Origin of the sequence: Cellulosimicrobium sp. XJ-DQ-B-000 (genome assembly GCF_031119065.1) — a bacterium.
GTDB classification, from domain to species: domain Bacteria; phylum Actinomycetota; class Actinomycetes; order Actinomycetales; family Cellulomonadaceae; genus Cellulosimicrobium; species Cellulosimicrobium funkei.
Window position 1 is genome coordinate 144,849 of record NZ_JAVHYN010000004.1, and the last position, 25,334, is coordinate 170,182.

Genomic DNA, 25,334 nt, shown 5'->3' on the forward strand with positions numbered 1-25,334 from the left:
CTCAGCGGGCGTCGGGCGACCGGCGGCGGGAGGCCAGGACCAGGCCGGTGCCCGCCAGGACGATGAACGCACCGGCGGCGAGGACGCTCGCGTCCGTCCCCGTCGTCGCGAGGGCGTCCCGCTGGGCGGCCTGCTCGACGTCCGCGACCGGCTGCGTGCCCGTCAGCCCGAGGTTCGTCGGGTCGGTCGTGTCGGCCACCTCGACGACCGTCCCCGTCGAGCCCGCGTAGACACCGTCGGTCGGATCGGCCGGCTGGACCGGGTCGGTCGGGTCGACCGGCTGCACCGGGTCCGTCGGGTCCGTCGGGTCGGTCGGGTCCACCGGGTCGGTGGGGTCGACCGGTGCCTCCGGCTCGTCGGCCAGCGTCACGCCGATCCAGTCCCACGCGGTCGACGGGCGGTCGAGCTCACCGAGCCCGATGAACCAGTGCTGGAACGTCGACGGCGTCCAGAGCCCGGTCTCGGGGTCGACGGACCCCTCGCCGTGGTTGTTGTGGTCCCAGCCCGTGTAGAAGTGCGGGCTGCCCTGCTGCGTGCCCTGGGCCGAGCCCCAGAGCTGGAACTGCGGCAGGTCGGCGACGCTCGTCCCGGCCGGGACGCGGACGAACACCTTCTGGCCCGGCGTCACGCTGTCGACGACCCGACCCTGGGCGTCCACGAGCACGACCCCGGCCGGCATCGCCGAGCCGTCCGCCGTGCGGAGCTCGACGTGCACGCTCCCGGAGCCCCCGACCAGCGAGGCCGTGAACCCGTAGTCGGTCGAGCCGTCGGCGTTGCGCACGAACCCGTTCGAGACGAAACCGGGCTGCGGCATGACGACGTTGGTCGTGAGCGCCTTCTCGATGAGCCACGCGGCCGTCTGCAGGGTCGCGCCGCGGTCGCTGGAGTAGCCGTTGCCCGAGGAGGCGAACTGCTGCTGCGCGAAGTCGCTCACCGTCACGTGGTTCGACGCGTCGACGTCGAAGAACAGGCCCATGACGTCGTGCCCGGTCGAGAAGTACCAGACGGCGAACTGCGTCGCCTCGTAGGCCGTGTAGTCGAGCCTCCGCTGCTCCTGCTCGTCGTACATCGCGCGCACGTCGTCGACCGTGTACCAGCCCTGGTCGACGGAGTACTGGTACCAGCCCAGGAACTCCTCCCAGGGGGTGCCGACGGTCGTCACGCCCGCGCTGTCGAGCAGCGCCCGCGCGTCCGCGGCCCGGGCGGCCGCGTCGTTGCCGCCCTTGTAGCCGTTGACGAGGATCGTCTGCTGGGCCGACGTGTTCTGCCAGTGGATGCCGTCCGGGTCCGGGGCGACCGACTCGTCGCCGGACCACGCGTGGTACCAGTACCCGGCGATGTCGCGGTCGTAGACCATGTGCAGCGCGCCGTCGTCGTCCACGAGCGTGTGGTGGAGGATGTGGAGCTGCGGCTGGCCGTTCCAGCCCGACCAGTCCTTGCCCGAGCCGCCCTCGGCCGGCTCGGTGAAGTACCAGTAGTCGCAGGGGTAGCCGTGGTAGTACCCGTCGTGCCAGTGCGGCTGGTACTCCGCGTCGGGGTACGCGGCCTGCGTCGCGCCGAGCAGGCCGACGCCCAGCGCCGCCTGGAACGTCGCCGTCAGGTCGGACGTCGCGAGCTCCTCGGCCGGCGCCGCCTCGTCCGGCACCACGGCCTCCTTCCGCGCCTCGGCGGCGCCGTCCTCGACGACGGTCTCGGGCGCGGGTGTCACGGCGTCGTCCGTCGCGGGAGCCTGCGAGTGCGCAGCCTCCGTGGCGGGCTCGGCACCCTCCGAAGAGGCCTCGACGGCGGGCTCCTCCGGCGCGGGTGCCGCGGTCGCGGGCGCCTCGGGTGCGGACGCCTCGGGCGCCGGGGCGACGACCGGGTCGGTCGGTGCGGGCGCCTGGGCGGCGGGAGCCTCGGCGGGTGCCGACGCCTCGCTCGCGGCGGGAACCGTCGCCTGGGCCGTCTCGGGGGCCTCGGGAGCCGTCGCCTCGGGCGCGGCCGCCTCGCCGTCGTCCGCGAACGCGGCGAGCGGGGCGCCCAGCAGGAGCGCGGCGGAGACGGCGGTCGTGGTGGCGGTGCGAAGAACCTTCATGGTGGAGCTCCTCTTGTCCTCGTGGCGGGTGTTTCCCGATGACTCCACGCTCCGCCCCGGGAGGGGTCCTCCGGCACGCCCGAACGGAGGCGACCGCTACCGCCGAAAGTCGACTCCTCGCGCTCGCGCCCCCGGGCCGGGACGGCGGCCGGTGGCTAGCCTGAGCGGCGTGAGGGTCCAGGTCTCGCGGGCCGACGTCCTCGTCGCGGCGTCCAGCGCGGTCGCCGGGGCGCTCCTCGTCGTGCTGCGGGCGTGGTCCGGCCTGGGCTGGGCGTCGTGGGGCGCGGAGACCGCCGCCCAGCTGGTGGCGTCCGGCGTGCTCCTGGCTCGGCGGCGGTACCCGATCGCCGTCCTGGGCGCGTGCGTCGCGCTGTCGTTCGTCTCCCCCGCCGTCGCGACGCTCGCCGCTCTCTACGCCGTGGGGACCGAGGTCCGCTCCGCGCGCACCAGCGGGGCCGCGGTGCTCGGCGTCGTCGTCGCGACCTGGCCGGTCTGGCGCACGACGGCGGAGGGCTCGGGGCCGACGACGCTCTGGGTCGCGACGGTCATGGCCCTCTTCGCTTACCTCGCCGGGCGTGCGGAGCGCGCGCGCGCCGAGGCCGACCGTCGGGCGGCGACAGCCTCCGAGGAGGCAGCCCGGGCCGCCGAGCGGGCCCGGCTCGCGCGCGAGCTGCACGACGTCGTCTCGCACCGCGTGAGCTACGCCGTCGTCGAGGCCGAGGTGCTCGCGACCACCACGCACGACGACGAGGTCCGCCGGGTCGCGGACGAGATCGGGGCGAGCGGCCGCGCCGCCCTGGCGGAGATGCGGCAGGTGCTCGGCGCGCTCACCGCAGCGGGTCCCGCCACCGCCGCCGCATCCCGGGCGCCGGACGGCGGCGAGGTCGACACCCTCGTCGCCGAGGCCCGCTCGACCGGCCAGCCGGTCGAGACGCAGGTCGAGGTAGGGCCGTCGTCGCCGCCCGACCTCGTCGACCGGACCGTCGTGCGCGTCGTCGGCGAAGGGCTGACGAACGCCGTCCGGCACGCGCCCGGCGCGCGCACGGTCGTGTCGGTGACCCCCGTGCCCGACGGCGTCGCGGTCGCCGTGGACAACGACCCTCCGGACCGTCCCCCGACCGGGCTGACGACCGGTGGCTACGGGCTCGCGGGCCTGCGCGAGCGCGTCGGCCTCCTGGGCGGCACGCTGGAGGCCGGGCCCACGCCCGCGGGCGGCTACCGCCTCCGCGCCACGCTCCCCAGGAGGACGACATGATCCGCGTGGTCGTCGTCGACGACGAAGCGCTCCTGCGCACCGGGATCGTGCGGCTCGTGGAGACCGCGCCGGACCTCGAGGTGGTCGGCGAGGGGGCCGACGGCGCCCGCGCCGTCGAGCTCGCCCGCGAGCTCGACCCGGACGCCCTGCTCCTCGACATGCAGATGCCCGTCATGGACGGGCTCGACGCGCTCGTCGCGATCCACCGGGAGCGGCCACGCACCGCGGTCGTGGTCCTGACGAGCTTCCTCGCGGACGAGTACGTCCTCCCCGCGCTGCGAGCCGGAGCCGCGGGCTACCTGCTCAAGGACTCGACGCCGGAGGAGCTCCACCACGGCATCCGCGCCGCGGTCGCCGGCGACTCGATCCTGTCCCCCGCGGTCGCCCGGCACCTGCTCGCGGCCGCAGGAGGCGACGGGACCGCGCGCCGCGCCGACGCGCGACGCCGTCTCGCGCGCCTGGCGCCGCAGGAGCAGGAGGTCGTCGCCGCGCTCGCGGGCGGGCTGTCCAACGCCGAGATCGGGCGCCGCCTCTTCCTCGCGGAGTCGACGGTCAAGGCGTACCTCGCGCACGCGATGACCAAGCTCGGCACGACGAACCGCACCCAGACCGCGATCCTCGCCCACGAGGCAGGCCTCGGCGGCGGGTGAGCGTGGACCACCCGTCCGGGTGCGGGCCCCCCGGAGCAGCGGCACCATCGCTGACGTGGGACGTCGTGCGCGCATCACCCGGTCCGGGGCCGCGCTCGGGCTGCTGCTCGGGCTCGCGCTCGGCACGACGGCGGGCTGCACGGCGAGCCGGCAGGAGCCCGGCCAGGCGACGGCCGCCGTCGCCGACGCGGTCGCCCAGGCCGGGTCGGCGGTCGAGACGACGCGGCTCACCGTGCGCCTGCTCGACACCGACCGCGTGACGACGCCCGTCGCGGACGCCGCGGTGCTCGACCAGGTCCGGGTGCTCGAGGAGTCCACGACCGCCCTGACCACTCTGGTACCGCCGGACGACGTCTCGTCCGCGCAGCGCGACGCGGGCCTCGCGGCCGTCGCCGACGCGACGGCCGAGGTCGTCACCGCGCGCGCGTGGGTCGCGCGGGAGGCGGGCGGCGACCTGTCGGCAGCCGGGGCGGTGCCGCTCACGGCGTCCGAGCTCCAGGCCGACCTCGCGCGCGCGGCCGACGACCTCGACACGGTGCTCGCCCTGGCGGGTGGCGCGTGAAGCAGCTCCTCGGTGTCGCGCTCGGCATCCTCACGGCGATCGGCGGGTTCGTCGACATCGGCGACCTCGTCACGAACGCCGTCGTGGGGTCGCGGTTCGGCCTGTCGCTCGTGTGGGTCGTGGTCGTGGGCGTCGTCGGGATCTGCCTGTTCGCGTCGATGTCGGGCCGCGTCGCGGCGGTGAGCGGGCGCGCGACGTTCGAGATCATCCGCGAGCGCCTCGGCCCACGGGCGGCGGGCGCGAACCTCGCGGCGTCGTTCGCGATCAACCTCCTCACGCTCACCGCGGAGATCGGCGGCATCGCGCTCGCGCTGCACCTCGCGAGCAGCGTCGAGCCGCGCCTGTGGATGCTGGTCGCGGCGCTCGCCGTCTGGCTCGTGCTGTGGCGCGTGAAGTTCCAGGTGATGGAGAACGTCGCGGGCCTGCTCGGGCTGCTGCTCGTAGGGTTCGGGGTCGCGCTGTTCCTGCTGGGACCGGACTGGGGCGAGCTGCTGCGCCAGGCGGTGCCGCCGTCGCCCCCGGAGACGGAGCACGTCGGGACCTACTGGTACTACGCCGTCGCGCTCTTCGGAGCCGCGATGACGCCGTACGAGGTGTTCTTCTTCTCCTCGGGCGCCGTCGAGGAGGGCTGGACGGCGAAGGACCTCGCGCAGAACCGCGTCAACGTGCTCGTCGGGTTCCCGCTCGGCGGGCTGCTGTCGGTGGCGATCGCGGCGTGCGCGGCCGTCGTGCTGCTGCCCGCGGGCATCGAGGTGTCGTCGCTGTCGCAGATCGTGCTGCCCGTCGCCGAGGCCGGGGGGACGCTGCTGCTCGCCGTGGTGATCGTGGGGATCGTCGCGGCGACGTTCGGCGCCGCGCTCGAGACGGCCCTGTCGAGCGGGTACACGCTCGCGCAGTACCTCGGCTGGTCGTGGGGGAAGTTCCGCCGCCCGGCGCGCGCCGCGCGCTTCCACCTGACGATGGTCGTCGCGCTGCTGCTCGCCGTGGCGATCCTCATGACGAGCGTCGACCCGGTGGCGGTCACCGAGATGTCCGTCGTGTTCTCCGCGGTCGCGCTGCCCCTCACGTACGTGCCGATCCTCCTCGTGGCCAACGACCCGGAGTACATGGGCGAGCACGTCAACGGGCGCGTGACCAACGCGCTCGGCATGGTCTACCTGGTGATCGTCGTCGTCGCGGCCGTGGCGGCGATCCCCCTGATGATCGCGACGGGAGCAGGGTCATGAGCCGGGACGCCACCCCGCCGACGGGGGTGCGCGTCGTGGACGCGCGCCTGCACCTGCTGAGCCGTCAGGTGCTCGACGTCGACGGCGAGCCGGTCACCACCGTCGACGACCTGGAGCTCGTCGCCTCCCCCGCCGCGGACGACGGCCCGCGGGACGCGGTGCCCGGCGAGCCGGCGGAGGTCGGCGCGGTCCTCACCGGGCCGGTGCTCGTGACGCGCCTCCTCGGCGGCCGCCCGCCCGCGTCGCGCTGGGAGCGCGTGCCGTGGTCCGACGTCGGGCACGTGGGCACGGCGCTCGAGCTCACCGTCCGTGCGGACTCGCTCGACCTGCACTGGATTGAGGACTGGCTGCGCGAGCACGTGGTCGGCCGCATCCCGGGCGGCCGACACGACCCCGAGGAGGAGTCGTGATCCTCGGCGACCTGCTCGACGCGCGCGTCCTCGGGCCCGGCGGGGAGGACCTCGGGTTCCTCGTCGACGTGCGCCTCGCCCTCGACACGCTGCCCGACGACGGCCCGCCCGCGGGCGGGACCGACCCCGACGACGCGCACCCCGAGGACCGCGCGCTGGCCGAGACGGTGCGACGGCGCAGCCGCGTCGGGCGCGCGCGGGTCGTCGGGATCCTCGTGAGCCCACGGACCGGGACGTCGTTCCTCGGGTACGAGCGCACGGACGTCACGGCGCCGTGGCCGGTGCCGCAGCTCGTGCGGCGCCGGCACCGCGGCACGTTCCTCGTGCCGTGGGACGACGTCGCCGCCGCCGGGCAGGGCGAGGTCCGGCTCGCGCGCGGATACCGGCGCCAGGACGCCGCCCTCCCCTGACGACGCCGCGCGTTGCGAGCGACGCGCGGCCCCGTGACGCTGGACGGGACGGTGGAGCCAGCCGCCGCCGGCCGTCCCGGGCGGCACGACCGCCCGGCGCCACGGGAGGACCCCATGAAGGCGCTGTTCGTCAGCTGCACGCTCAAGAGCTCTCCGGAGCCGTCCAACACCGAGGCGCTCGGGCGCGTGGTCGCCGAGGCGCTCCAGGACCGCGGGGTCGAGGTCGAGCACGTCCGCCTCGTCGACCTCGCCGTGCCGCCCGGCGTCGTCACCGACGTCGGGGAGGGCGACGAGTGGCCGCGCGTGCACGAGAGCCTGCTGGCGTCGGAGATCCTCGTGGTCCTCACGCCCACGTGGCTCGGGCGCCCGTCGTCGCTCGCGCAGCGCCTGCTCGAGCGCATGGACGCGATGATCTCCGAGGAGGGACCCGACGGGATACCGGTCGCGTACAACCGGGTCGCGGGGGTCGTGGTCACGGGCAACGAGGACGGCGCGCACCACGTCATCTCGGAGGTGAGCGGGGCCCTCGCGGACATCGGCTACACGATCCCGGGACAGGCGTGGACCTACTGGAACCAGGGCCCGGGGCCCGGGCCGGACTACGTCCAGACCGGCCACGGCCACGAGTGGGCGCGCGAGACGGGGCGCCTCATGGCGCACAACCTGCACGCCGTCGCGTCGGCGCTCGCGGCGCACCCCGTCCCCGCTCCCGGCTCCTGACCGACGACGGCTACGCCTCCGCGATCCGCTTGATCGCCGCGAGCCGACGGTCCCACGCCGCGCCGATGGCCTCGAGAGCGCGCGCGGTCTCGCCGAGCCGCGTCCCGACGGCCCGGTGCCGGACCTCGCGCCCGACGCGCACCGACTCGACGAGCCCGACCTCCGCGAGCACGGCGAGGTGCTTCGCGATGGCCTGCCGGCTCACGGGGAGCCGCTCGGCGAGCGCGGACGCCGAGAGGTCCGCGCTGCCGAGCTCCTGGAGGATCCGCCACCGGGTGTCGTCCGCGAGCGCGGAGAACACGGGGGCGAGCTCCGTCGCCGCTGCGCTCACGCGTGCCCGCCCTCGGCCGCGAGAGCGCCCTCGAGGAGCTCGACGAGCTCGTCGAGCTCGCTCGTCCACCCCTGCCGGTGGCTCTCGAGCAGCTCGTCGGGGTCGGCGGTGCGCTCGAACCCGGTCTCGACGACGCGCAGGACGGTCGTCGGGCCCTGCGGCTCGAGCGTGAAGCGCGCGACGGTGGACGTGGTCTCGTCCAGGGGCTGCCCCACCGGGGTCCCCCACCGGAAGGCGAACGTCGTCGTGGGGTCGTACTCCTCGATCCGCACCTGGACGTCGGGGACGTCGGGCCAGCTGAACACGCCCTCGCCGCCGACGCGCAGGTCGGGCAGGGAGGTGCGCTGCCCGAACCAGCGGCTGATGAGGTCCTCCTGGGTGAGCGCCGCCCAGACGCGGGCGGCCGGGGCGTCGATCGTCACGGTGCGGGAGACGATGTACGACGCCGGGTCGACGACGGCCGGCTCGTTGGTGGTGGTCATGGTGCGTCCTCTCCGTGGGGAAGGTCTCGCTGTGCAACTCCACAGTTGCACAGCGCCCGATCGAGCGCAACCCCCGGGTTGCACCGGGCCCGCGACGCGTCACCCGCCCCCGAGCGCGATCCCCGCGACGGCGGCCACGAGGCACACGAGCAGCATCCCCAGCGCGTGCACGAGCGCGACCGCGCCGCGGCCCGCGAGCAGGAGCCGCGCCCCCTCGACCGACGCCGTCGAGAACGTGGAGTACCCGCCGAGGAACCCGACACCGAGCACCGCCACGACGTCCCCCCGGCCCGGGTGCGTCGCCCCCCAGCCCGTGAGCAGCCCCAGCAGGAAGCACGCCGTCACGTTGACCACGAGCGTGCCGAGCGGCGTCGACCAGCGGTTGTGCCGCGCGACCACCGTGTCGAGGAGGAACCGGGACGCCGCGCCGAGACCGCCCGCGACGGCGACGAGCAGCAGGTCGGGTGCCCCCGTCACCGCGCGCCACCGCCGCGGGCGACGCGCCGCCGTCGGGCCGCGGCCGCGAGCGCGACGCCGCCCACCGCCGCCGCGACCCCCAGCGCGACGCTCCCCAGCGCGTAGGCCGCGCCGAGGGCGGCGTGCCCGCCGCTCGCGAGGCGCTCGACCTCGACGACGAACGTCGAGTACGTCGTGAAGCCGCCGAGCACGCCCGTGCCGCACCCGAGCCGGACGGCGCGGCGCCGACCCGAGTCGGGGCCCGCGCGCAGCAGCGTCTCGAGCAGCGCACCGAGCACGAACGAGCCGACGAGGTTGATCCAGAACGTCGTCCACGGCCACCCGCCCGGCACGGGCGCGAACGCCTGCTCGAGCAGCGCGCGCGCCGTCGTGCCGACCGCTCCCCCCGCCGCGACGAGGCCCGCGAGCGCGAGCAGCGGGGCCCGGCGCGTCACCTCTCCCACGGGGTGCGGATCTCCTTCCAGTCCACGACGGCGAGCGGGACCGTGAGCACGGGGCGGTGCTGGTGGTGGGCCAGGTGCACCGCGACCGACCCCTCGACGAGCTCGCGCACGTGCGCGAGCGAGCCCGGCGCGCGCGACCCGACGACGATCACCGCCGCGTCGACGGCGCGCGCGAGGTGGGTCAGCGCGCGGTCGGGCCGCCCCGCGAGGTAGCGCAGCTCCCACGGCACGCGTGCGCCCGCGAGCTCCGCACCCACCTCGGCGCGCAGGCGCTCGGCGGTGCCCTGCCACGCGTCGTCGGCGGAGTCCGGGTCGAGGGACGCGTGCGTCACGGACCCGTCCGGGTGCTCCTCGACCACGGCGCGCGACGCGTCGGCGTACGCCGCGACGAGCCGGGACCCGGCGGCGTCCGCCCAGGCCGCCGCCGTGCGGACGACGAGCGGGTCACCGCCCGGGACGACGCCCACCACCACGGCGTGCCCCGCGAACGGGACCATCCGGTCGAGCGCGGGCTGGGGCACCGGCCCCGCGTGCGGCCGTGCTCTCATGCGGCCTCCTCCCGCGGGCAGCGTCCTGCCCGCCGACGTGCGACGAGTCAGGAACCATCAGCCCTGGCGGCGGTTCGGGCGGCTGCGCCCCGGCGGGATCCATCACCGCTCCCCAGCGTAGCCAGCGCCGGGACCGTCCGCTCAGCCGGCCTTGGGCTTCGCGAACTTCTTCTCGTCGAACGACTTCGCCAGCTCGTGGTCGGTGACGACGAACCCGACCGCCTGCGCGACCGGGAGCACCTGGTCGCGCTCCAGGCCGTCGTCGATCCCGAGCCGGTACATGATCACGACGGTGCCCGTGCTCAGCATGACCGACGGCGCGTCCCCGTCGTCGAGGATCGCGTACGAGCCCTGGAACCCGGGCTGCGGGACGGCCGCGGCCAGGGTCGGGTGGGCCGGGCCGGTGGTGTCGGCCAGGGGGTCGCCCTCCGGCGCGTCGTTGAACGCCGCGGCGGCGCGCTCGGCCTCCTCCTTCGAGCCGACGTCCAGCACGACGACGTCGAGCGCGACGGTCGGGCCGTCGTCGGACACGACGCGCGCCTCGAACCCCGCCTGGCACGAGCCCGCGAGGGCCTGGATCGCGGGGATCGCGGGGACGTCGTCGCACGCGAAGTCCCGCCGCGCCACGAGGGCGATGCGGTCGTCGTTGACGAGGTAGTCGTTGTCGGAGAAGTACGCCCACGACATCGGCGCGAGCTCGGGGCCCTTCTCCGGGTCCATCTCCGCGCCCGCGCGGTACTCCTGCGCGAGCCACGGCTCGTCGTCGGTGACGTCGGTGTCCGCGGGGTCCTCGGTCTCCTCCGGCTCCGGCTCCGTCGGCGCGTCCGACGTCGCGGGCGCCTGCTCGGCCGTGGTCGGCCCGGGGTCGGGCGCGGAGTCGTCGCGCAGCCCGAGCCACACGCCGAGGGCGCCCGCGACGAGCCCGAACGCGCCCAGGCCGGCGAGCACCGGCACGAGCCACGGGCGACGGCCGCGGCCCGGCGGCGTCGCGTACGGGGAGAAGCCGTACGGGTCCGACGGCGGCGCGGTCGCCGTCGGGACGACTGTCGCGTCGTCGGGCGCGCCGTAGCCCGGGCCCGACGGCGCCCCGTACGGCGCGGACGGGCTGCCGTACGGAGCCGTGGGGTGGGTGCCGTGCGGCGGGGCGCCGTAGGGCGCGCCGGGCGCGCCCGCGTACGCCCCGGGCGGCGGCGGTGCGGTGTGGCCGGACGACGTCGCGGCGGGCGGCCACGTCGCGCCGGTCTCCGCGGGGGGCCAGGTCGCGCCCGTGTCCGCCGGCGGGATCGTCGCGTGCGGGTCCGGGCCGCGGTACCCCTGGGGCGCGGGCGGCGCCCCGCGCTGCCCGTACGGGTCCGTGCCGTACGGGACCTGGGCGTGGGGCTGCCCCGGTCCGGGCGGGGGCGGCGGGGGCGGCGTCCCGCCCGGGGTCGCGGCGCCGTCGTCCCCGTACCGCCGCGGCGGCCGCATGACGGTCTGGTCGTCGACCGGCTCGTACGGCTCGGTGGGGTCGGACATCGGGCGGGTCCTCTCGTCGTGGGCGGCTCGTGCAGGGTATCCCGGGAGCCGCGCCGCGCCGGTGGTCCGCCGGGCGGCGTCTCAGTCGAGCGGGTCGCGCGCGACGGGGCACGTCATGCAGTGCCCGCCGCCCCGGCCGCGCCCGAGCTCCGCCCCGACGATCGTCACGACCTCGACGCCCGCGCGCCGCAGCGCCGCGTTGGTCAGGGTGTTGCGGTCGTAGGTGACGACGACGCCCGGCTCGATGGCGACGGCGTTGTTCCCCGAGTCCCACTGCTGCCGCTCGGACGCGTACGCGTCGCCCGCCGTCTCCACGACGCGCAGCGCGGGCAGGTCCAGCGCGCGCGCCACCACGTCGACGAAGGGCGTGTCGCCCTCGTCGGTGATCTCGACGCCCGGCGCGCGGTCCGACGGCCGCAGCGTGAAGGTGTGGATGCCGTCGACGATCGCCGGGTGCACCGTGACGAGGTCGCGGTCCGCGAACGTGAACACGGTGTCGAGGTGCATCGCCGCGCGCAGCCGCGGCATGCCCGCGACGACGACCTGCTCCGCCGCGCCCGCGTCGAACAGCGCCTTCGCGAGCTGCGAGATCGCCTGGCGCGACGTGCGCTCGCTCATCCCGACGAGCACCGCGCCGTTGCCCACCGGCATGACGTCGCCGCCCTCCAGCGTGGCCTGGCCCCAGTCCTGCTCCGGGTCGCCCCACCACACCGTCGACTCCCGGTACTCGGGGTGGAACGCGTAGACCGCCTTCATGAGGAGCGTCTCCTCCTGGCGCGCCGGCCAGTACAGCGGGTTGAGCGTCAGGCCGCCGTAGACCCAGCACGTGGTGTCGCGCGTGTACAGCGTGTTCGGCAGCGGCGGGAGCAGGTACTCGAACCCGCCCGTCGACTCGCGCGCGAGGTCCACGTAGCCGGTGCGGTAGTCGTCGGGCAGGTCGGTCGTCGCCAGGCCGCCCACGAGGAACCGCGCGAGCTCGCGCTCGCTCAGCGAGTCGAGGTAGGCCCGCGTGCCCTCGACGAGCCCCAGGCCCACCTGGTTCGGCACGACCTTGCGGTCGAGCACCCACGCCCGCGCCTCGGGGATCGCGAGCGTCTGCGCGAGGAGGTCGTGCAGCTCGACGACCTCGACGCCCCTGTTCGTCAGCTTGTTGACGAAGTCGAGGTGGTCGCGCTGGGCGGCCTCCACCCACATGACGTCGTCGAAGAGGAGGTCGTCGGAGTTCGTCGGGGTCAGCCGCTCGTGCGCCAGCCCCGGTGCGCAGACGAGGACCTTGCGCAGGCGCCCCACCTCCGAGTGGACGCCGTGCTGCACGGGCGGGACGGTGGACGGGACGGCGGACGCGACGCTCATGGGTGCTCCCTCTCGGTGGTGCGGTCGGTACGGTCCGGTGGTCTCACAGCGACACCCAGCCCGCCGCGAGGCCGACGACGGCGAGCACCGCGAGCGCCACGACGACGCCGAGCAGCGCGAGCTCCGCGGGCCCGAACGCACGCCGCCCCTGCTCGCGGCGCGTCATGACGAAGAGGACGGTGACGGGCGCGTAGAAGACGAACGCGAGCAGCGCGAGGTCGAGCCCGGCCGCGAAGAGCAGGAACGCGGTGTACGCCGACGCGAGGACCGCCACGACGAGGTCGCCCGTCAGGGTGCGGGCGGGGGCGCCGTCGTACGTCTCGCGCGTGAGCCGCAGCCGCAGCGCGTAGAGCGCGGCCAGCAGGAACGGGATGAGGGTCATCGACGCGGTGAGGTCGAGCGCGAAGTCGAACGCGTCGTCGGAGAAGTACGTGACGACGAGGACCACCTGCGAGAGCGCCGTGCTGAGCAGCAGCGCGTTCACCGGGACGTCCTCCCGGCGCGTGCGGGTGAGGAACCGCGGCATGTCGCGGTCCTTGGCCGCGACGAACAGGACCTCCGCCGCCATGAGGGTCCACGCGAGGTAGGCGCCGAGAACCGAGACGATCAGCCCGACGCCCACGAAGACGCTCCCCCACGGCCCGACCGCGGCCTCCAGCACGCCCGCCATCGACGGCTGGCGCAGCTCCGCGATCTCGGCCATCGGCAGGATCCCGTAGGACACGATCGTCACCGACGCGAAGATCGCGAGCACGCTCGTGAACCCGAGGATCGTCGCCCGCCCCACGTCCTCGCGGCGGCGCGCGTGCCGCGAGTAGACGCTCGCGCCCTCGACCCCGAGGAAGACGAACACGGTGACGAGCATGGTGTCGCGCACCTGGTCGAACAGCGACCCGGTGTACGAGGCGCCGTGGAGGTTCTCCGCGAAGACCGCGGGGTCGAACGCGAGCACGGCGAGCAGGACGAAGACGAGGATGGGCACGAGCTTGGCGATCGTGACGATCCGGTTGATCGCCGTCGCCTCCCGGATCCCCTGCCGCACGAGCGCGAAGAAGAGCCACAGCCCGACCGACGAGAGCACGAGCGCGAGCACCGTGTCCCCCGCGCCCAGCGCGGGGACCCACGCCCCGAGCGTCGACATGATGAGCACCCAGTACGTCACGTTGCCCACGCACGCGCTCGCCCAGTACCCGGCGGCGGCGTAGAAGCCCGTGAACTCCCCGAAGCCCGCCTTCGCGTACGCGTAGACCCCGGCGTCGAGCCCGGGCTTGCGGACCGCGAGCCGCTGGAAGACGAGGGCGAGCGTGAACATGCCCGCGCCCGCGACGACCCACGCCACGAGCGCGCCCGCGACGCCCGTCTCCTGCGCGAAGCGGCGCGGGAGGGAGAAGACGCCCGCCCCGACCATGGAGCCCACGACCATCGCCGTGAGGGTGAGCACGGTGACCTTCGTGGTGCCGGACGTCATGCCCTGCGCCGTGCCCTCAGCGGTCATGCCCCACGCCCCTCGCGCTCGCGCGCCGGCCCGCGCCGCGCGGGTCGGCGGCGCCGTGCTGACCCGGTCGATGATGGCAGCGTCGGGGTCGGGCCGCGCGCCGGGCGGTCGGCGCACGCCGGCGGGGCGGGCCGTCGGCGACGACCCGCCCCGCGTCGGCGTCCGGGGAGCGCGGCCGGCTACCCGGCCGCGTCGTAGGCGACGGTCCGGGACGACGTGACGTCCTCGCCGTCGACCGTCATCGTCGCCGCGACGGTCACCTCGCCCGCCTCGATCGCGGCCCGACGGGTCGCGAACGACCGGTACGCGCTCCGGCCGGGTGCCACGTCGGCGAACGTCCGCTCGCCGTACGGCGTCGTCACCGTGACGTCGACCGGGACGTCCTCGTCGTTCATGACGCGGACGGCGAGGTAGACCTTCCCGGCCAGGGAGCGCGGCTGCGCCTCGGCCGAGAACGCGACCTGCGGGGCGTCGTCGGCGCACGCGAACCGGGCGTCGCCCCACACGCCGTGCGCGCCGTTGATCGACCCGGGCGCCTCGACGACCAGGTCGACGTACTGCGCGCCCGTGACGTCGAGGTCGATGTGCTCCGTGGGGAAGCCGGCCTGGAAGGTCGAGCCCTGGTAGCGGTTCACGTCGTCCACGTCGACCTTGAAGACCACCGACCCGGTGAAACCGTCCTCGAGGCCCGTGTCCGCGGTGAACCGGGTGCACCGGCCGCCGAGGTAGTAGGTGACCTTCGACGCAGCGTGGACGCCCAGGCCCTTCGCGTACGTCTTCTTCAGCGCGGGCGTGGTGTTGATGACGAGGGGCACGTCGGGCGAGGACGCGGAGTCCTTGTTCGCGACGTCGATCCCGATGACGCCCCACCCGTTCGTCGCCGCCGTCCACTCGAGGTCGGACGCCCACACGTCGCCCGACGGCGCCTCGGGCAGGGCGAGGTCCACGGGGCGCACGTCGAAGAGCTTCGCCGTGGTCCCGGCGGGGAACGTCACCGAACGCAGCTCCTTGGTGGGGTTGAGCGGCACCGCGTTCGCGTAGACCGAGTACGTCCCGTTCGGGTACTCGTACCCGTCGGGGTTGGCCTTGTTGTTGCGGCCCTTGCTCCCGACGGCGACGACGGAGTCCTTGAGCGGGCCCGAGGGCTGGATGATCCAGTTCGGGAAGTACACCGACTGCTCCGACGTCGTGCCGTCGGCGTACGTGATCACGACGCGCTGGTCGACGCCTGCGGCGCTCGCCGCCGACCCGAGGAACGCGAGGTGGGTGCCGCTCCCGCCGATCGCGACGGTCTGCCCGCTCGGCGCGAGCGAGTTCGGCACGCCGGGCGCGGCGTCCGGCCACCGCATCTCGAAGGTGTCCTCGCCGCGGCGGACCGTGACGGGCTCGCCCCACGTCGCCCCGGCAGCCGCGAGCGCGTCCTCGGAGAACGACGCGCCGCCGCCGTCGAAGTTGCCGGCGTCCTTGGTCGCGACCGACGTGATCGAGACGTGGTTGAGAGCCGCCGCGAGGCTGCCGTACGCGACGTCCACCTGGCTCGTGCCCGTGACCGAGCGCTCGCCGCCGGACGCGTCGCGGTACGTCGCCGTGCCGCCGACGCTCTGCCCGCCCGCGGCCGACCCCGCACCCGGGGACACGACGAACGTCGCCGTGAGCGAGCCGCCCGGCTCGACGGACGCGGCCGTCGTGCCCTCGCCGTGCACGACCGTCCAGCCCTCGGGGACCGTGGGCGTGATCTCGACGTCGTCCTTCGCCCGCGTGCCCGTGTTGTGGAACGTGACGCGTGCCGTCGTCTCCTCGCCCTGGAACACCTGGTCACCCGCCGCGACGGACACGTGCGCGCGCTGCGCGTCCGAGTCCTCGCCACCGACGGCGCTCGTCCCGGTGAGCGTGATCGTCGCCGTCGCGTCGGACCCGACGGCGGCGATCTTCACCCGGACGACCCCGCCCCGGTCCTCGGCGTCATAGAACCAGCCGGTCTCGGCCGCCTCGAACGCGGCGGCGTCCGCGACCTCGTCGAGCGGCGTGCCGTCGACACCCACCGCGTCGGGCGCCGAGCCCGTGTGGACGTCGAGGGCGTACGGGCGTGCGTCGGCCTTGCCGCCGTAGTCGCCCGCGCGCTCCCCGATCGTCACGGCGACGTCGCCGCCGTCCTGCTCGGGCGCGGCGACGGAGAAGACCTGGCGAGAGGACGCGCCGTCGGCGTAGGCGCGCGTGACCTCGTCGTCCTCGTAGAGCTCGAAGGAGCTCGCGCCCTGCGGGTAGACGTCGAGCGTGATCGGCGAGTCCTCGGGGACGAGGGACGCGTTGCGGGCCTCCGCACCCTGCGGGACGACGGCCCCGGCCCGCACGAACAGCGGGAGGGTGTCGAGCGGGGCGGCGTACCCGTCGACCACGCGGCCGCCGTCGTACAGGGCACCGGTCCAGTAGTCGAGCCACTGCCCCTCGGGCAGGTAGATCCCGTCGCGCACGTCCGAGTCGGTGAAGACCGGTGCGACGAGGAAGTCCTCACCGAGGAGGAACTCGGCGTTCGCCTCGGCCCCGTAGGAGTACGGGTCGTCGGGGTGCTCGAGCGCGAGCGAGCGCATCATCGGCGTGCCCGACGCGTGCGACTCGGCGGCGAGGGTGTAGACGTACGGCATGAGCCGCTGACGCAGCCGGAGGTACTTCCGGTTGATCTCCGTGGCCTCCTCGCCGTAGAGCCACGGACGCTTGTCGACCGACGCCCAGCCGCTCATCGAGTACAGCGCGGGCGCGAACGCCTTCCACTGCAGGTCGCGGACGTAGGACTCGGTCGAGCCGCCGAAGATGCCGTCGACGTCGCCCGTCGTGAAGGCCTGGCCCGAGTTCCCCGAGCTGAGCAGCGCGGGGACCTGCCAGCGCACCGCGTCGAGGTTCCCCGCGTGGTCGCCCGTCCACTGCATGCCGCAGCGCTGCGAGCCGGCCCAGCCCTCGACCATGAGGGCCGTGCCCCGCGCGTCCGAGTTCGCCTCGATGCCGTCGTGCGCGGCCTCGCAACCGGTGAGGGCGAGCCGGTAGCCCGACCCGACCCACGCGACGTCGAGCTTGCGCAGGCGGATGCCCGCCTCGCCGACCTCGAAGGCCTGGTTGGTCAGCGAGCGCTCGGTCCACAGGCCGGTCTTGATCCCGGTCTCGGCCTCGATCTGGGCGACCGTCTCGGGGAGCTCGACGTACTCGCAGCCGTAGCCGTCGTTGACGAGCATCCAGCCGCCCGGCATGTCGTGCTCGACGAAGTCGCGCGCGACCTCGAGCGCGTCCGGCGTGCGCAGCTTGCCCGGGACGTTCCACGAGCCGGGGTTGCGCGACTTGTAGCTCTCGGACGACCGGTTGTAGCAGTCGGCGTCGCCGTACTCGAGCGCGTAGACCGGCGGCATGTGCGGCCGACCGGTGAGCTGCGTGTAGCCGTCGAGCGACTGCTTGTAGTCCCCGACGAAGTAGTAGGCGTCGAAGCGCCGCTCCTCGTGCGTCGTCGTCGCGTCCTGCGTGAACGCGTACGTGCCGCGCGCGAACGTGTTGCGCAGCACGCCGTAGCCCGCGCTCGTCATGTAGTACGGCACGGCGTTGGGGTAGCCGTCGTCGTCCCAGTCGTACGAGCGCGCGACGTTGATCGTCGCGCCCGTGTGGATCGAGCGGCCGTTCTGCATGCCGCCGCCGAGGAACTGCTCGCCCTCGCGCGGGGTCAGGTGCTGGGTCGCGCTGTTCGCTCCGAAGGTGATCGGCGCCGACTCCTCCCACACGACCGAGCCGTCCGCCCGCGTGAGCGTCATGCGGCTCGTCGCGCGGTCGACCGTGAGCGTCACGGCGTCGGTCGTGAGCGCGATCGTGTCGCCGTCCTCGACGACCGGCGTCGCGCCGGGGAACTCGTCCGCCCCGACGACGATGTTCGCGGTGCGGGCGGGGTCCCCCTGCGGCGTGTTGGCCGGGTCGGTGAACGACCCGCTCGGGTCCGCCTCGACACGGAGCGTCGCGTCGTCGAGGAACGTCACGCGCGCCACGCCGTCCGCGGCGCGCAGCGTGACGACGTTCCCGTCCTGCTCGACGGCGGTGATCCCCCCGATCGGCGTGCCGTCCGCCGCGACCGGGACCTCCGGCGTGACGGGCTTCGGCGTGACGGGCGTCGGACCGTCGGCGGCGGCCGTCGCAGCGGGGCCGGATGCCGGGTCGGTCCGCGTGCTCTCCGCGGGCGCGGCACCCGCGGGGGGCGCGAGCAGACCGGTGAGGAGGAGCGCGGCGGCGGCCAGCCCGGCCGCCGTGGCTCGTGCGTGCGTCCCGCGAGCGCGGCTCGCGGCGTGTCGCTGACGTGCTGGCTTCATGGAGCTCCCTTGCCCGGGTCGCCCGTCGCAGAGGTGCGGCGCACGGGCGAACGGTGGTCGGTGATCCGGCAGACTCTGCATGATTCTGCGCGATTCATCGTTGAATCACGCAGCAAGCATCACCCACTCGCGGCGCGAGCACAAGAGGGCTGGACGAAGTCGTCCGTGCTGCGGACCCGTCCGCCGTCGGGGCCGACCGGCGGGCGTCCGGGCGCGCCGAGCGGGCGGTCCGGGTGCGGCCGCCAGAGCGCGACGCACCGGACCGCCCGCTCGGTCGGAAGGGCAGGAAGGGTGGGGCGGGACGCGAGCCCGGTGGCGGCGGTCGCCGGCCCCGGGTCAGGCGGCGCGGAGGACCCCCAGGAGCCGGACCACCTCGTCGCGCATCGCGTCGCGGCCGGCCCCGAGGTACTTGCGCGGGTCCACGACGGCAGGGTTCTCGTCGAGGAACGTGCGCAGCGCCGTGGTGAGGGTGCTGTTGAGGTGCGTGGAGACGTTGATCTTCGTCATCCCGGCCTCGACGGCGCGCGTGAGCTCGGCGTCGGGCACGCCGGAGGAGCCGTGCAGCACGAGGGGCACGGGGACGGCGGCGCGCAGCTCGGCGACACGGGCCAGGTCGAGCGACGCGGTGCGGTCCGTCATCGCGTGCGACGACCCGACGGCGACGGCGAGGGCGTCCACCTCCGTGGCCTCGACGAACGCGACGGCCTCGGCGGGGTCGGTGCGCACCCCCGGGGCGTGCACGCCGTCCTTGCCGCCCACCTTCCCGAGCTCGGCCTCGACGAACGCCCCGACGGCGCGCGCCTGGGCGACGACCGCGGCGGTCGCGGCGACGTTGTCGTCGTAGTCGAGCGCGGAGCCGTCGTACATGACGGAGGTGAAGCCGAGGTCGAGGGCCTCGGTGACGAGGTCGCGGTCCTCCGCGTGGTCGAGGTGCACGGCCACCGGCACCTCGGCCGCGCGTGCGACCGCGAGGGTCGCGGCCGCGAGCGGCTCCAGCGCGCCGTGCCAGCGGGCGGCGTTCTGGCTGATCTGGAGCACGACGCCGCAGCCGACGCGCGTGGCGGCCGCGACGAACGCCTCGGCGTGCTCGATCTGGATGACGTTGAAGGCGCCGACGCCGCGGTGGGCGGCGCGCGCCGGATCGAGCAGACGGTCGGTGGTGACGAGGGGCATTCAGGACTCCGGTTCGGTGAGGACGTGGGCGAGCAGGCGGTCGACGTCGGCGCGGTCGACGGCGCCCGCGACAGGCTGGAGGACGGCCGCCGCGGAGGTCGCGGCGGCGAGCGCGAGCCGGCGCGCCCAGGGCTGGTCGGGGTCGACGGCGAGCGCGGCCATCGCCGCGTCGCCGGCCCCCGTCGGGTTGCCCGCGACGGGCGTCCCCAGGCGAGCACGGCCGACGACGACGGGAGCCCCGGCGTCAGGCCCGGGCTCGTACGCGGTGAGCCCGCGCTCGCCGTCGGTCACGACGACCGCTCCCGCGCCCCGGCGCAGGAGCTCCGCGACCGCGAGCGACGGGTCGTCGACCCCGGTGCCCTCGACGAGCTCCGAGCGGTTCGGCTTGAGCAGGTCGGCGCCGGCGTCGGCGGCCCAGAGCAGGCCGGGGCCGGACACGTCGACGTGGACGCGTGCGCCGGCCTCGCGCAGCGCGGCCACGAGCCTGCCGACGCGCTCGCGCGTGGTGCCCGGCGGCAGCGAGCCCGACACGGTGGCCACCACGGCGCCCTGCCCGCGGTCGGGCGACCCGGGGGCGACGTCGGGCGCGCGGACCTGCGCGACGCACGCGGTGACGAGCGCGGCCCACTCGGCGTCGTCGAGCGCGGCGCCCGGCTCGTTGAGGACCGTCGGGTGCCCGCCGTCCTCGCCCCCTGCCTCGGCCGGGACGACGGCGACGGACTGACGCACGGCGCCGGCGACGGGCACGACGGCGGACGGCTGGCCGTCCGCGTCGAGGTCCGCGGCGAACGGACCGGCGAGGGGCCCGCCGAGCGGGCACACCGCGACGCTGGGCGCGCCGAGCGTGCGAGCGACGCGCGCGACGTTGACGCCCTTGCCGCCCGCGCGCGCGACGACGCTCCGCACGCGCAGCGACGCCCCGGGCAGGAGCCGGTCGACCCCGTAGGTGACGTCCCAGGCGGGGTTCGGCGTGAGGGCGACGACGCGGACCGGGACGAGACCGGTCCGCGGGCCCGCCGTCACGGCACGACCCCGTCCGCCGTGACGAGCCCGCGCGGCCCGGTGCCCGTCGGGACCGGCACCGCGTGCTGCCGCGGGGCGTCGACGCCCGCCGCCCGCGCAGCGTCCCAGCCGAGCAGCGCGGCGCCGTGGACGCCCGCCGCGGAGCCGAGCTGGGCCGGCACCAGGCGCGGCGCGGGGTGGATCGTCAGGTACGAGCGCACGGCGGCGTCGAGCGGGCGCAGCAGCGCGTCGCCCGCGCGGACCAGCCCGCCGCCCACGACGACCGTGGGCAGCGCGAGCAGCCGGGTCATCTCCGCGACGAGCTCGCCCAGCCGGTCGACGCCGCGCTCCCAGACGTCGCGCGCGACCGCGTCCCCGGCCTGGGCGCGCGCGAGGACCTCGCGCGCGCCGGGCACCGCGGTGGCCGGCACCCCCGTGCGGCGGCGGTACGTGCGGGCCATGCCCGCCGCGGAGGCGAACGTCTCCGCGCAGCCCCGGCCGCCGCACGGGCACGGCTCGCCCTCGCGTGCGCCGCCGTGGCCGACCTCGCCGGCCCAGCCGTGCGCGACGTACGGCTCCCCGCGCAGCACCACGGCGGCGGCGATCCCGGTCCCGACCGCGAGGAAGGCGTGGTCGTGCGCCCCGCGGGCGGCTCCCAGGCGCCACTCCGCGAGACCGCCCGCCCGCACGTCGTGGCCGAACCCGACCGGCAGCCCGGTCGCGTCCTCCACGAGCGCCCGCACGGGCAGGTCGACCCAGTCGAGGTTCTCGGCGCTCCGCACGACGCCGGTCTCCTCGTCGACCGTCCCCGGCACCGCGAGCCCGACCGCGGCGACCCGGCGCCCCGCCGGGACCTGGTCGCGCACGTCCGCGACGGCCGCGAGCACGGCCGCGAACGACGTCCTCGGGCCCTCGGCGGCGCGCGTCGGCGTCACGCGCTCGAGGAGCACCCCGCCCGCGTCGAGGAGCGCCGCCTTGATGTCGGTGCCGCCGACGTCCAGCGCGACGACGACCGGGCCGTCCGTCTCGCCGTCCCGCCCGCCGACGGTCGCGTCGGCGGGCGGGACGGGCAGGGTGGTCCGCTCGCTCACGGCGCCGGGGCGTCGAGGATGATCGAGCGCGTGAGGTTGCGCGGGGCGTCCGGGTCGAGGCCCTTGCGCTCGGCGTTGGCCACGGCGAGCCGCTGGAGGCGCACGAGCGTGACCTGCGGGTCCTCGTCGAACCGGACGGCGAGGGCGCCGGTGCGCTCGACGTCGTCGACGAGCCCCGGGACCTCCTCGCCGAGGAGGTACACGACGCTCGTCGGGTCGGAGATGCTGATCGGTCCGTGGCGGTAGTCCATGGCCGGGTACGACTCGGCCCACGCCAGGGACGCCTCGCGCATCTTCAGCGCTGCCTCGTTCGCGAGGCCCACGGAGAAGCCGCGGCCGAGGAACGTGAACTGCGAGCGCTCCAGGTGCTCGGTCGGCACCTCCCACGTCACGGCCTCCTCGGCCGCGAGCGCGAGCTTCTCGACGTCGTCCCCGAGGGACGCGCGGAGCAGGCTCAGCGCGGCGGTCGCGAACCGGGTCTGCACGACGGAGCGCTCGTCGGCGAACTCCATGACGACCGCGTCGTCCGCGGCGCTCGCTCCGGGGGAGCCCGGGTCACCGACGATCGCGAGGGTGCGCTGCTCACCGCGGACCGCCTCGAGGAGCTGGAGGATCTCCGTCGTCGTGCCGGAGCGGGTGATCGCCACGACGCGGTCGTAGCGGCGGTCCACCGGATACTCGCTGCCCGCGAACGCGTCCGTCTCGCCGAGGCCGAGCGCCTCACGGCGGGCCGCGTACGCCTGCGCCACGAACCACGAGGTCCCGCAACCCACGACCGCGACGCGCTCACCTGCCTGCGGGAGGACGTCGGTGCTGGAGGCCGCGAGCTCGGCCGCCCGGCGCCACACCTCCGGCTGGCTCGCGATCTCTGCGCTCACGTGGGTCGTTCTCATGGTGCGTACGTACCTTTCTGCGATGCCGCGGCCGGCGGGTGCCGGCCACGCGTGCCGACGCCGCTACACGACGACGACCTCGACGCCCGCCTCGCGGAGGGGGTCGAGGGCGTCGGCGGTCGCGCCGCTGTCGGTGACGAGGGTGGTGACCTGCGAGAGCTCGCAGATCTGGGCGAAGGACCGGGTGCCGACCTTGTCGGACGTGCCGACCGCGACGACCGAGCGCGACCGCTCGACGAGCGCCGTCGTGACGCCCGCCTCGTCGGGGTCGCCGCACGTGAGGCCGGCGGTCGCGTCGATCCCGAGCATCCCGAGGACGAGGACGTCGAGCCAGAGCGTGCGGGCCATCTGGATCGCGGCGGGCCCGGTCAGCTCGTAGGACTGCGCGCGTGCCGTGCCGCCGAGGCACACGGTGCGGACCTGCGGGCGGAGCACGAGCTCGGTCGCGATGTTCAGCGCGCTCGTCACGACCGTGAGCGCGTGCCCGCTCTGCTGGAGCGCGTCCTCCGACGTCTCCTCGGTCTGCTCGCCGAGCGCCTTCGCGACGAGCGTCGTCGTCGTGCCGCCGTTGAGCCCGACGACCGGCGCGGTGAACCGTTCGAGCACGAGCGCGGCCGCCGCGGCGGCGACTCGCTGCTTGTCCTCGACCTGCTTGCTGTACCGGCGCGGGAGCCCGTACGCGACCGACGCCGCGACGACTCCGCCGTGGGTGCGGTGCGCGAGCTGGCGCGCGGCCATCTGGTCGAAGTCTCGCCGGACGGTCGACTCGGAGATGCCGAACTCGTCGGCGACCTCCGTCACCGACAGGCGGCGCCGGTCGGCGAGGAGCGCGAGCATGCGCTCCCACCGGACGGACTTGCTGAGGCCGGCGAGCCCGACGTTGTCGGCGAGGTCGTCGTGGGTCGTGGTCATTTGATACTCCCTGCGGTCAGGCCTCCGACGAGGCGCTTCTCGATGATCGCAAAGAGGACGACGACCGGGACGATCGCCACGATGGAGACCCCGAACACGTACTGCCACGCGGAGTCGTACTGGCCGATGAACTTCGTCAGCGCGACCGACAGCGGCTGGTTGCCGGCCGTCGACAGGATGACGAGGGAGGCCGCGAACTCGTTCCACGCGGCGACGAACGTGAAGATGACCGCGGTGACGATCCCGGGCCACACGAGCGGGAGGTTGATGCGGAACAGCACGGTCCAGCGACCGGCGCCGTCGATCTGGGCGGCCTCGTCCACCTCCCGGGGGACGCTCGCGAAGAAGCTGTGCATGATCCACACGGCGAAGGCCAGGTTGAACGCGGCGTTGACGAGGATCATCGCGAGCCAGGTGTCGACGATCCCGAACGCGAGGAACTGCCGGAACAGGCCCGCGACGAGCACCGCCGGCTGGAGCATCTGGGTGACGAGCACGAGGAACAGGAACGCGAGCCGCCCCGGGAAGCGGAACCGCGCCGTGTAGTAGGCCGCGGGGACGGCGACCACCAGCACGAGCAGCGTCGCCGCCACGGAGATGACGACCGTGGACACGAGGTTCTGCGGGAGCGGCGTCTCCGGCGTCGACCACATGGTCACGTAGTTCTCGAGGTGCCACTCGTCCGGGAGGTAGGTCGGCGGGATCCGCAGGATCTCGGGCCGGCTCTTCAGCGAGCCGAGCAGCATGACGAGGTACGGGACGAGGAAGACGGCGGCGACGAGGAAGCCGGCCACCGTGCGCCCGACGACCGACCCGTGGGCACCGGGCCCGCCCGTGCGGTATCGCGACGGCTTCCGCAGGGGTCCGGGCGTCCGGGTGGCGGCGGGCGCGGCGGACGCCGCCGGCCCCCGCTGGGTCGTGGCGCTCACTCGTCCACTCCCTTCATCGGCCTGACGATCCGCAGGTAGGCGACGATGACGAGCACGACGATCGCGAAGTTCACGACCGACAGGGCGGACGCGAGGTCGACCCGGCGGTCGGACTGGATGAGCTTGAAGATGAGCGTCGTCGTGGTGTCGGCGTCGTAGCCGGGGATGGACCCGGTCATGATCCGCAGGATCGGGAGGGAGTTGAAGACGTTGATGATGTTGATGAGCGCCGCCACGGACAGCGCGGGCTTGAGCTGCGGCAGGATCACCGAGAAGTAGGCGCGGGCGCGGGAGGCGCCGTCCATGCGGGCCGCCTCGACGATCTCGTGCGGGACGGCCTGGAGCCCGGCGAGGATCGTGTACGTCGTGAACGGCAGGGACACGAACACCGCGACGACGATCGCCACGAGGAACGCCGACGTCGCGTTCTTCGTGAACCCGTAGTCGGCGACCTCGAGGATCCCGACGTCCGCGAGGAGCTGGTTGAAGATCCCGTAGTTGGGCTGGAGCCCGTAGTACACGACCGTCGTGGTCATGACGACGCTCGCCGCCCAGGGGACGATGACGGCGAGGCGCACGAGCTGGCGACCGGGGAACTGCTTGTCGAGGAGGTTCGCGAGCGCGAGCGAGATGACCACGGTCAGCCCGACGACCACCACGACCCACACCACGGTGTTGAGCAGGACGCGCGGGAGGGCTTCGATCGCGAGGACGTCGGCGTAGTTCTCGAGCCCCGCGCTCCCCCGGTCCACGCCGGACTGGGAGATGTCGCGTGTCGAGTTGACGATCATCACGCCCGCCGGGAAGAGCACGATCAGGGCGATGAGGGCGAGGCTCGGGCCGATCCACGGGAGGGCGGAGAGCGTGCCGCGCCAGGTGCGGCGCGAGCGGTCGGCCGCACCGGGCGGCGCGGCGTGCTGGTCCGACGGCGGCGCGGGGCTCGCCGTCGCGGCACCCGCCGGGGTGCCGGTCGTGTCGGTGGTCATCGGGGTGTCCTCCGGGTGCCGGGGAGAGGTCGCGGACGGGAGCCGACGGCGGCCGAGCGGCGG

24 protein-coding genes and 1 riboswitch are annotated in these 25,334 nt (G+C 74.9%); of the genes, 7 read left to right on the forward strand and 17 right to left on the reverse strand.

Features of this window, described 5'->3' with window-relative positions; genetic code table 11:
* Position 1: 1 nt before the first annotated feature.
* Complete coding sequence (locus tag RDI86_RS08480; RefSeq protein ID WP_308821161.1) at positions 2 to 2,074, reverse strand: hypothetical protein; 2,073 nt, start codon at positions 2,072 to 2,074, stop codon at positions 2 to 4.
* Positions 2,075 to 2,243: 169 nt separating this feature from the next.
* Here RDI86_RS08480 and RDI86_RS08485 point away from each other — a divergent pair, with 169 nt between their 5' ends.
* The 7 genes from RDI86_RS08485 (at position 2,244) to RDI86_RS08515 (ending at position 7,307) form a co-directional block, all read left to right on the forward strand.
* Positions 2,244 to 3,329: a histidine kinase gene (locus tag RDI86_RS08485; RefSeq protein WP_308821162.1), complete on the forward strand. Its 1,086-nt coding sequence runs from the start codon at positions 2,244 to 2,246 to the stop codon at positions 3,327 to 3,329.
* Positions 3,326 to 3,979 (forward strand): response regulator transcription factor, encoded by a 654-nt coding sequence (locus RDI86_RS08490; protein ID WP_308821163.1) that lies wholly within the window; start codon positions 3,326 to 3,328, stop codon positions 3,977 to 3,979. The genes RDI86_RS08485 and RDI86_RS08490 overlap by 4 nt, the downstream gene beginning before the upstream one ends.
* 55 nt (positions 3,980 to 4,034) lie before the next feature.
* The gene (locus tag RDI86_RS08495; protein WP_163185330.1) at positions 4,035 to 4,541 is read left to right on the forward strand and encodes a hypothetical protein; all 507 of its coding nucleotides are present in this window, start codon (positions 4,035 to 4,037) and stop codon (positions 4,539 to 4,541) included.
* Entirely contained in the window at positions 4,538 to 5,767 is a 1,230-nt protein-coding gene (locus tag RDI86_RS08500; protein ID WP_308821164.1) for a divalent metal cation transporter, read from the forward strand. The genes RDI86_RS08495 and RDI86_RS08500 overlap by 4 nt, the downstream gene beginning before the upstream one ends.
* On the forward strand, positions 5,764 to 6,177 hold the full coding sequence (locus tag RDI86_RS08505) for a hypothetical protein (RefSeq protein WP_308821165.1): 414 nt from the start codon (positions 5,764 to 5,766) through the stop codon (positions 6,175 to 6,177). Before RDI86_RS08500 ends, RDI86_RS08505 begins: the two co-directional genes overlap by 4 nt.
* The gene (locus RDI86_RS08510; protein ID WP_308821166.1) at positions 6,174 to 6,587 is read left to right on the forward strand and encodes a PRC-barrel domain containing protein; all 414 of its coding nucleotides are present in this window, start codon (positions 6,174 to 6,176) and stop codon (positions 6,585 to 6,587) included. The genes RDI86_RS08505 and RDI86_RS08510 overlap by 4 nt, the downstream gene beginning before the upstream one ends.
* Positions 6,588 to 6,701: 114 nt before the next feature.
* Entirely contained in the window at positions 6,702 to 7,307 is a 606-nt protein-coding gene (locus RDI86_RS08515) for a flavodoxin family protein (protein WP_163185339.1), read from the forward strand.
* A 10-nt stretch (positions 7,308 to 7,317) separates the two neighbouring features.
* Here RDI86_RS08515 and RDI86_RS08520 read toward each other — a convergent pair whose 3' ends face one another.
* The 16 genes from RDI86_RS08520 to RDI86_RS08595 all read right to left on the reverse strand — a co-directional run bounded on the left by RDI86_RS08520 (position 7,318) and on the right by RDI86_RS08595 (position 25,271).
* Positions 7,318 to 7,638 (reverse strand): helix-turn-helix transcriptional regulator, encoded by a 321-nt coding sequence (locus RDI86_RS08520; RefSeq protein WP_034652607.1) that lies wholly within the window; start codon positions 7,636 to 7,638, stop codon positions 7,318 to 7,320.
* Entirely contained in the window at positions 7,635 to 8,120 is a 486-nt protein-coding gene (locus RDI86_RS08525; protein WP_308821167.1) for an SRPBCC domain-containing protein, read from the reverse strand. The genes RDI86_RS08520 and RDI86_RS08525 overlap by 4 nt, the downstream gene beginning before the upstream one ends.
* Positions 8,121 to 8,219: 99 nt before the next feature.
* Positions 8,220 to 8,597, reverse strand: a complete 378-nt coding sequence (locus tag RDI86_RS08530; RefSeq protein ID WP_308821168.1) for a CrcB family protein — start codon at positions 8,595 to 8,597, stop codon at positions 8,220 to 8,222.
* On the reverse strand, positions 8,594 to 9,040 hold the full coding sequence (locus RDI86_RS08535) for a CrcB family protein (protein ID WP_308821169.1): 447 nt from the start codon (positions 9,038 to 9,040) through the stop codon (positions 8,594 to 8,596). Before RDI86_RS08535 ends, RDI86_RS08530 begins: the two co-directional genes overlap by 4 nt.
* The gene (locus RDI86_RS08540) at positions 9,028 to 9,588 is read right to left on the reverse strand and encodes a universal stress protein (RefSeq protein WP_076404201.1); all 561 of its coding nucleotides are present in this window, start codon (positions 9,586 to 9,588) and stop codon (positions 9,028 to 9,030) included. Before RDI86_RS08540 ends, RDI86_RS08535 begins: the two co-directional genes overlap by 13 nt.
* A gap of 41 nt (positions 9,589 to 9,629) precedes the next feature.
* A riboswitch (Fluoride riboswitch) is annotated at positions 9,630 to 9,704 on the reverse strand.
* Positions 9,705 to 9,729: 25 nt separating this feature from the next.
* A complete protein-coding gene (locus RDI86_RS08545; protein ID WP_076404200.1) occupies positions 9,730 to 11,103 on the reverse strand; it encodes a hypothetical protein in 1,374 nt (457 codons plus the stop codon).
* Between the two features lie 81 nt (positions 11,104 to 11,184).
* Positions 11,185 to 12,456, reverse strand: coding sequence for an arginine deiminase (locus tag RDI86_RS08550; RefSeq protein WP_308821170.1), 1,272 nt, complete (start codon positions 12,454 to 12,456; stop codon positions 11,185 to 11,187).
* Between the two features lie 43 nt (positions 12,457 to 12,499).
* Positions 12,500 to 13,951 (reverse strand): basic amino acid/polyamine antiporter, encoded by a 1,452-nt coding sequence (locus tag RDI86_RS08555; RefSeq protein ID WP_076404583.1) that lies wholly within the window; start codon positions 13,949 to 13,951, stop codon positions 12,500 to 12,502.
* A gap of 179 nt (positions 13,952 to 14,130) precedes the next feature.
* A complete protein-coding gene (locus RDI86_RS08560; protein WP_308821171.1) occupies positions 14,131 to 18,285 on the reverse strand; it encodes an NPCBM/NEW2 domain-containing protein in 4,155 nt (1,384 codons plus the stop codon).
* Positions 18,286 to 18,621: 336 nt separating this feature from the next.
* Positions 18,622 to 19,458 carry a class II fructose-bisphosphate aldolase gene (locus RDI86_RS08565; protein ID WP_076404197.1) on the reverse strand — a complete coding sequence of 279 codons (837 nt, stop codon included), beginning with the start codon at positions 19,456 to 19,458 and terminating at the stop codon, positions 18,622 to 18,624.
* Complete coding sequence (locus RDI86_RS08570; protein WP_076404196.1) at positions 19,459 to 20,481, reverse strand: 1-phosphofructokinase family hexose kinase; 1,023 nt, start codon at positions 20,479 to 20,481, stop codon at positions 19,459 to 19,461. It lies immediately after the preceding gene.
* Positions 20,478 to 21,551 carry an ROK family protein gene (locus RDI86_RS08575; RefSeq protein WP_308821173.1) on the reverse strand — a complete coding sequence of 358 codons (1,074 nt, stop codon included), beginning with the start codon at positions 21,549 to 21,551 and terminating at the stop codon, positions 20,478 to 20,480. The genes RDI86_RS08570 and RDI86_RS08575 overlap by 4 nt, the downstream gene beginning before the upstream one ends.
* Positions 21,548 to 22,444 carry an SIS domain-containing protein gene (locus tag RDI86_RS08580; RefSeq protein WP_076404195.1) on the reverse strand — a complete coding sequence of 299 codons (897 nt, stop codon included), beginning with the start codon at positions 22,442 to 22,444 and terminating at the stop codon, positions 21,548 to 21,550. Before RDI86_RS08580 ends, RDI86_RS08575 begins: the two co-directional genes overlap by 4 nt.
* A 63-nt stretch (positions 22,445 to 22,507) precedes the next feature.
* Positions 22,508 to 23,356, reverse strand: a complete 849-nt coding sequence (locus RDI86_RS08585; protein ID WP_083711497.1) for a DeoR/GlpR family DNA-binding transcription regulator — start codon at positions 23,354 to 23,356, stop codon at positions 22,508 to 22,510.
* Positions 23,353 to 24,285, reverse strand: a complete 933-nt coding sequence (locus RDI86_RS08590; RefSeq protein ID WP_241005656.1) for a carbohydrate ABC transporter permease — start codon at positions 24,283 to 24,285, stop codon at positions 23,353 to 23,355. Before RDI86_RS08590 ends, RDI86_RS08585 begins: the two co-directional genes overlap by 4 nt.
* On the reverse strand, positions 24,282 to 25,271 hold the full coding sequence (locus RDI86_RS08595; RefSeq protein WP_168945006.1) for a carbohydrate ABC transporter permease: 990 nt from the start codon (positions 25,269 to 25,271) through the stop codon (positions 24,282 to 24,284). The genes RDI86_RS08590 and RDI86_RS08595 overlap by 4 nt, the downstream gene beginning before the upstream one ends.
* Between the last annotated feature and the right edge of the window lie 63 nt (positions 25,272 to 25,334).

Excerpts from the sequence above, each read along its gene's own strand:
- RDI86_RS08480 (WP_308821161.1), bottom strand. The coding sequence starts at position 2,074 with ATGAAGGTTCTTCGCACCGCCACCACGACCGCCGTCTCCGCCGCGCTC.
- RDI86_RS08490 (WP_308821163.1), top strand. The coding sequence starts at position 3,326 with ATGATCCGCGTGGTCGTCGTCGACGACGAAGCGCTCCTGCGCACCGGG.
- RDI86_RS08505 (WP_308821165.1), top strand. The coding sequence starts at position 5,764 with ATGAGCCGGGACGCCACCCCGCCGACGGGGGTGCGCGTCGTGGACGCG.
- RDI86_RS08515 (WP_163185339.1), top strand. The coding sequence starts at position 6,702 with ATGAAGGCGCTGTTCGTCAGCTGCACGCTCAAGAGCTCTCCGGAGCCG.
- RDI86_RS08525 (WP_308821167.1), bottom strand. The coding sequence starts at position 8,120 with ATGACCACCACCAACGAGCCGGCCGTCGTCGACCCGGCGTCGTACATC.
- RDI86_RS08540 (WP_076404201.1), bottom strand. The coding sequence starts at position 9,588 with ATGAGAGCACGGCCGCACGCGGGGCCGGTGCCCCAGCCCGCGCTCGAC.
- RDI86_RS08545 (WP_076404200.1), bottom strand. The coding sequence starts at position 11,103 with ATGTCCGACCCCACCGAGCCGTACGAGCCGGTCGACGACCAGACCGTC.
- RDI86_RS08550 (WP_308821170.1), bottom strand. The coding sequence starts at position 12,456 with ATGAGCGTCGCGTCCGCCGTCCCGTCCACCGTCCCGCCCGTGCAGCAC.
- RDI86_RS08555 (WP_076404583.1), bottom strand. The coding sequence starts at position 13,951 with ATGACCGCTGAGGGCACGGCGCAGGGCATGACGTCCGGCACCACGAAG.
- RDI86_RS08560 (WP_308821171.1), bottom strand. The coding sequence starts at position 18,285 with ATGAAGCCAGCACGTCAGCGACACGCCGCGAGCCGCGCTCGCGGGACG.
- RDI86_RS08565 (WP_076404197.1), bottom strand. The coding sequence starts at position 19,458 with ATGCCCCTCGTCACCACCGACCGTCTGCTCGATCCGGCGCGCGCCGCC.
- RDI86_RS08580 (WP_076404195.1), bottom strand. The coding sequence starts at position 22,444 with ATGAGAACGACCCACGTGAGCGCAGAGATCGCGAGCCAGCCGGAGGTG.
- RDI86_RS08585 (WP_083711497.1), bottom strand. The coding sequence starts at position 23,356 with ATGACCACGACCCACGACGACCTCGCCGACAACGTCGGGCTCGCCGGC.
- RDI86_RS08595 (WP_168945006.1), bottom strand. The coding sequence starts at position 25,271 with ATGACCACCGACACGACCGGCACCCCGGCGGGTGCCGCGACGGCGAGC.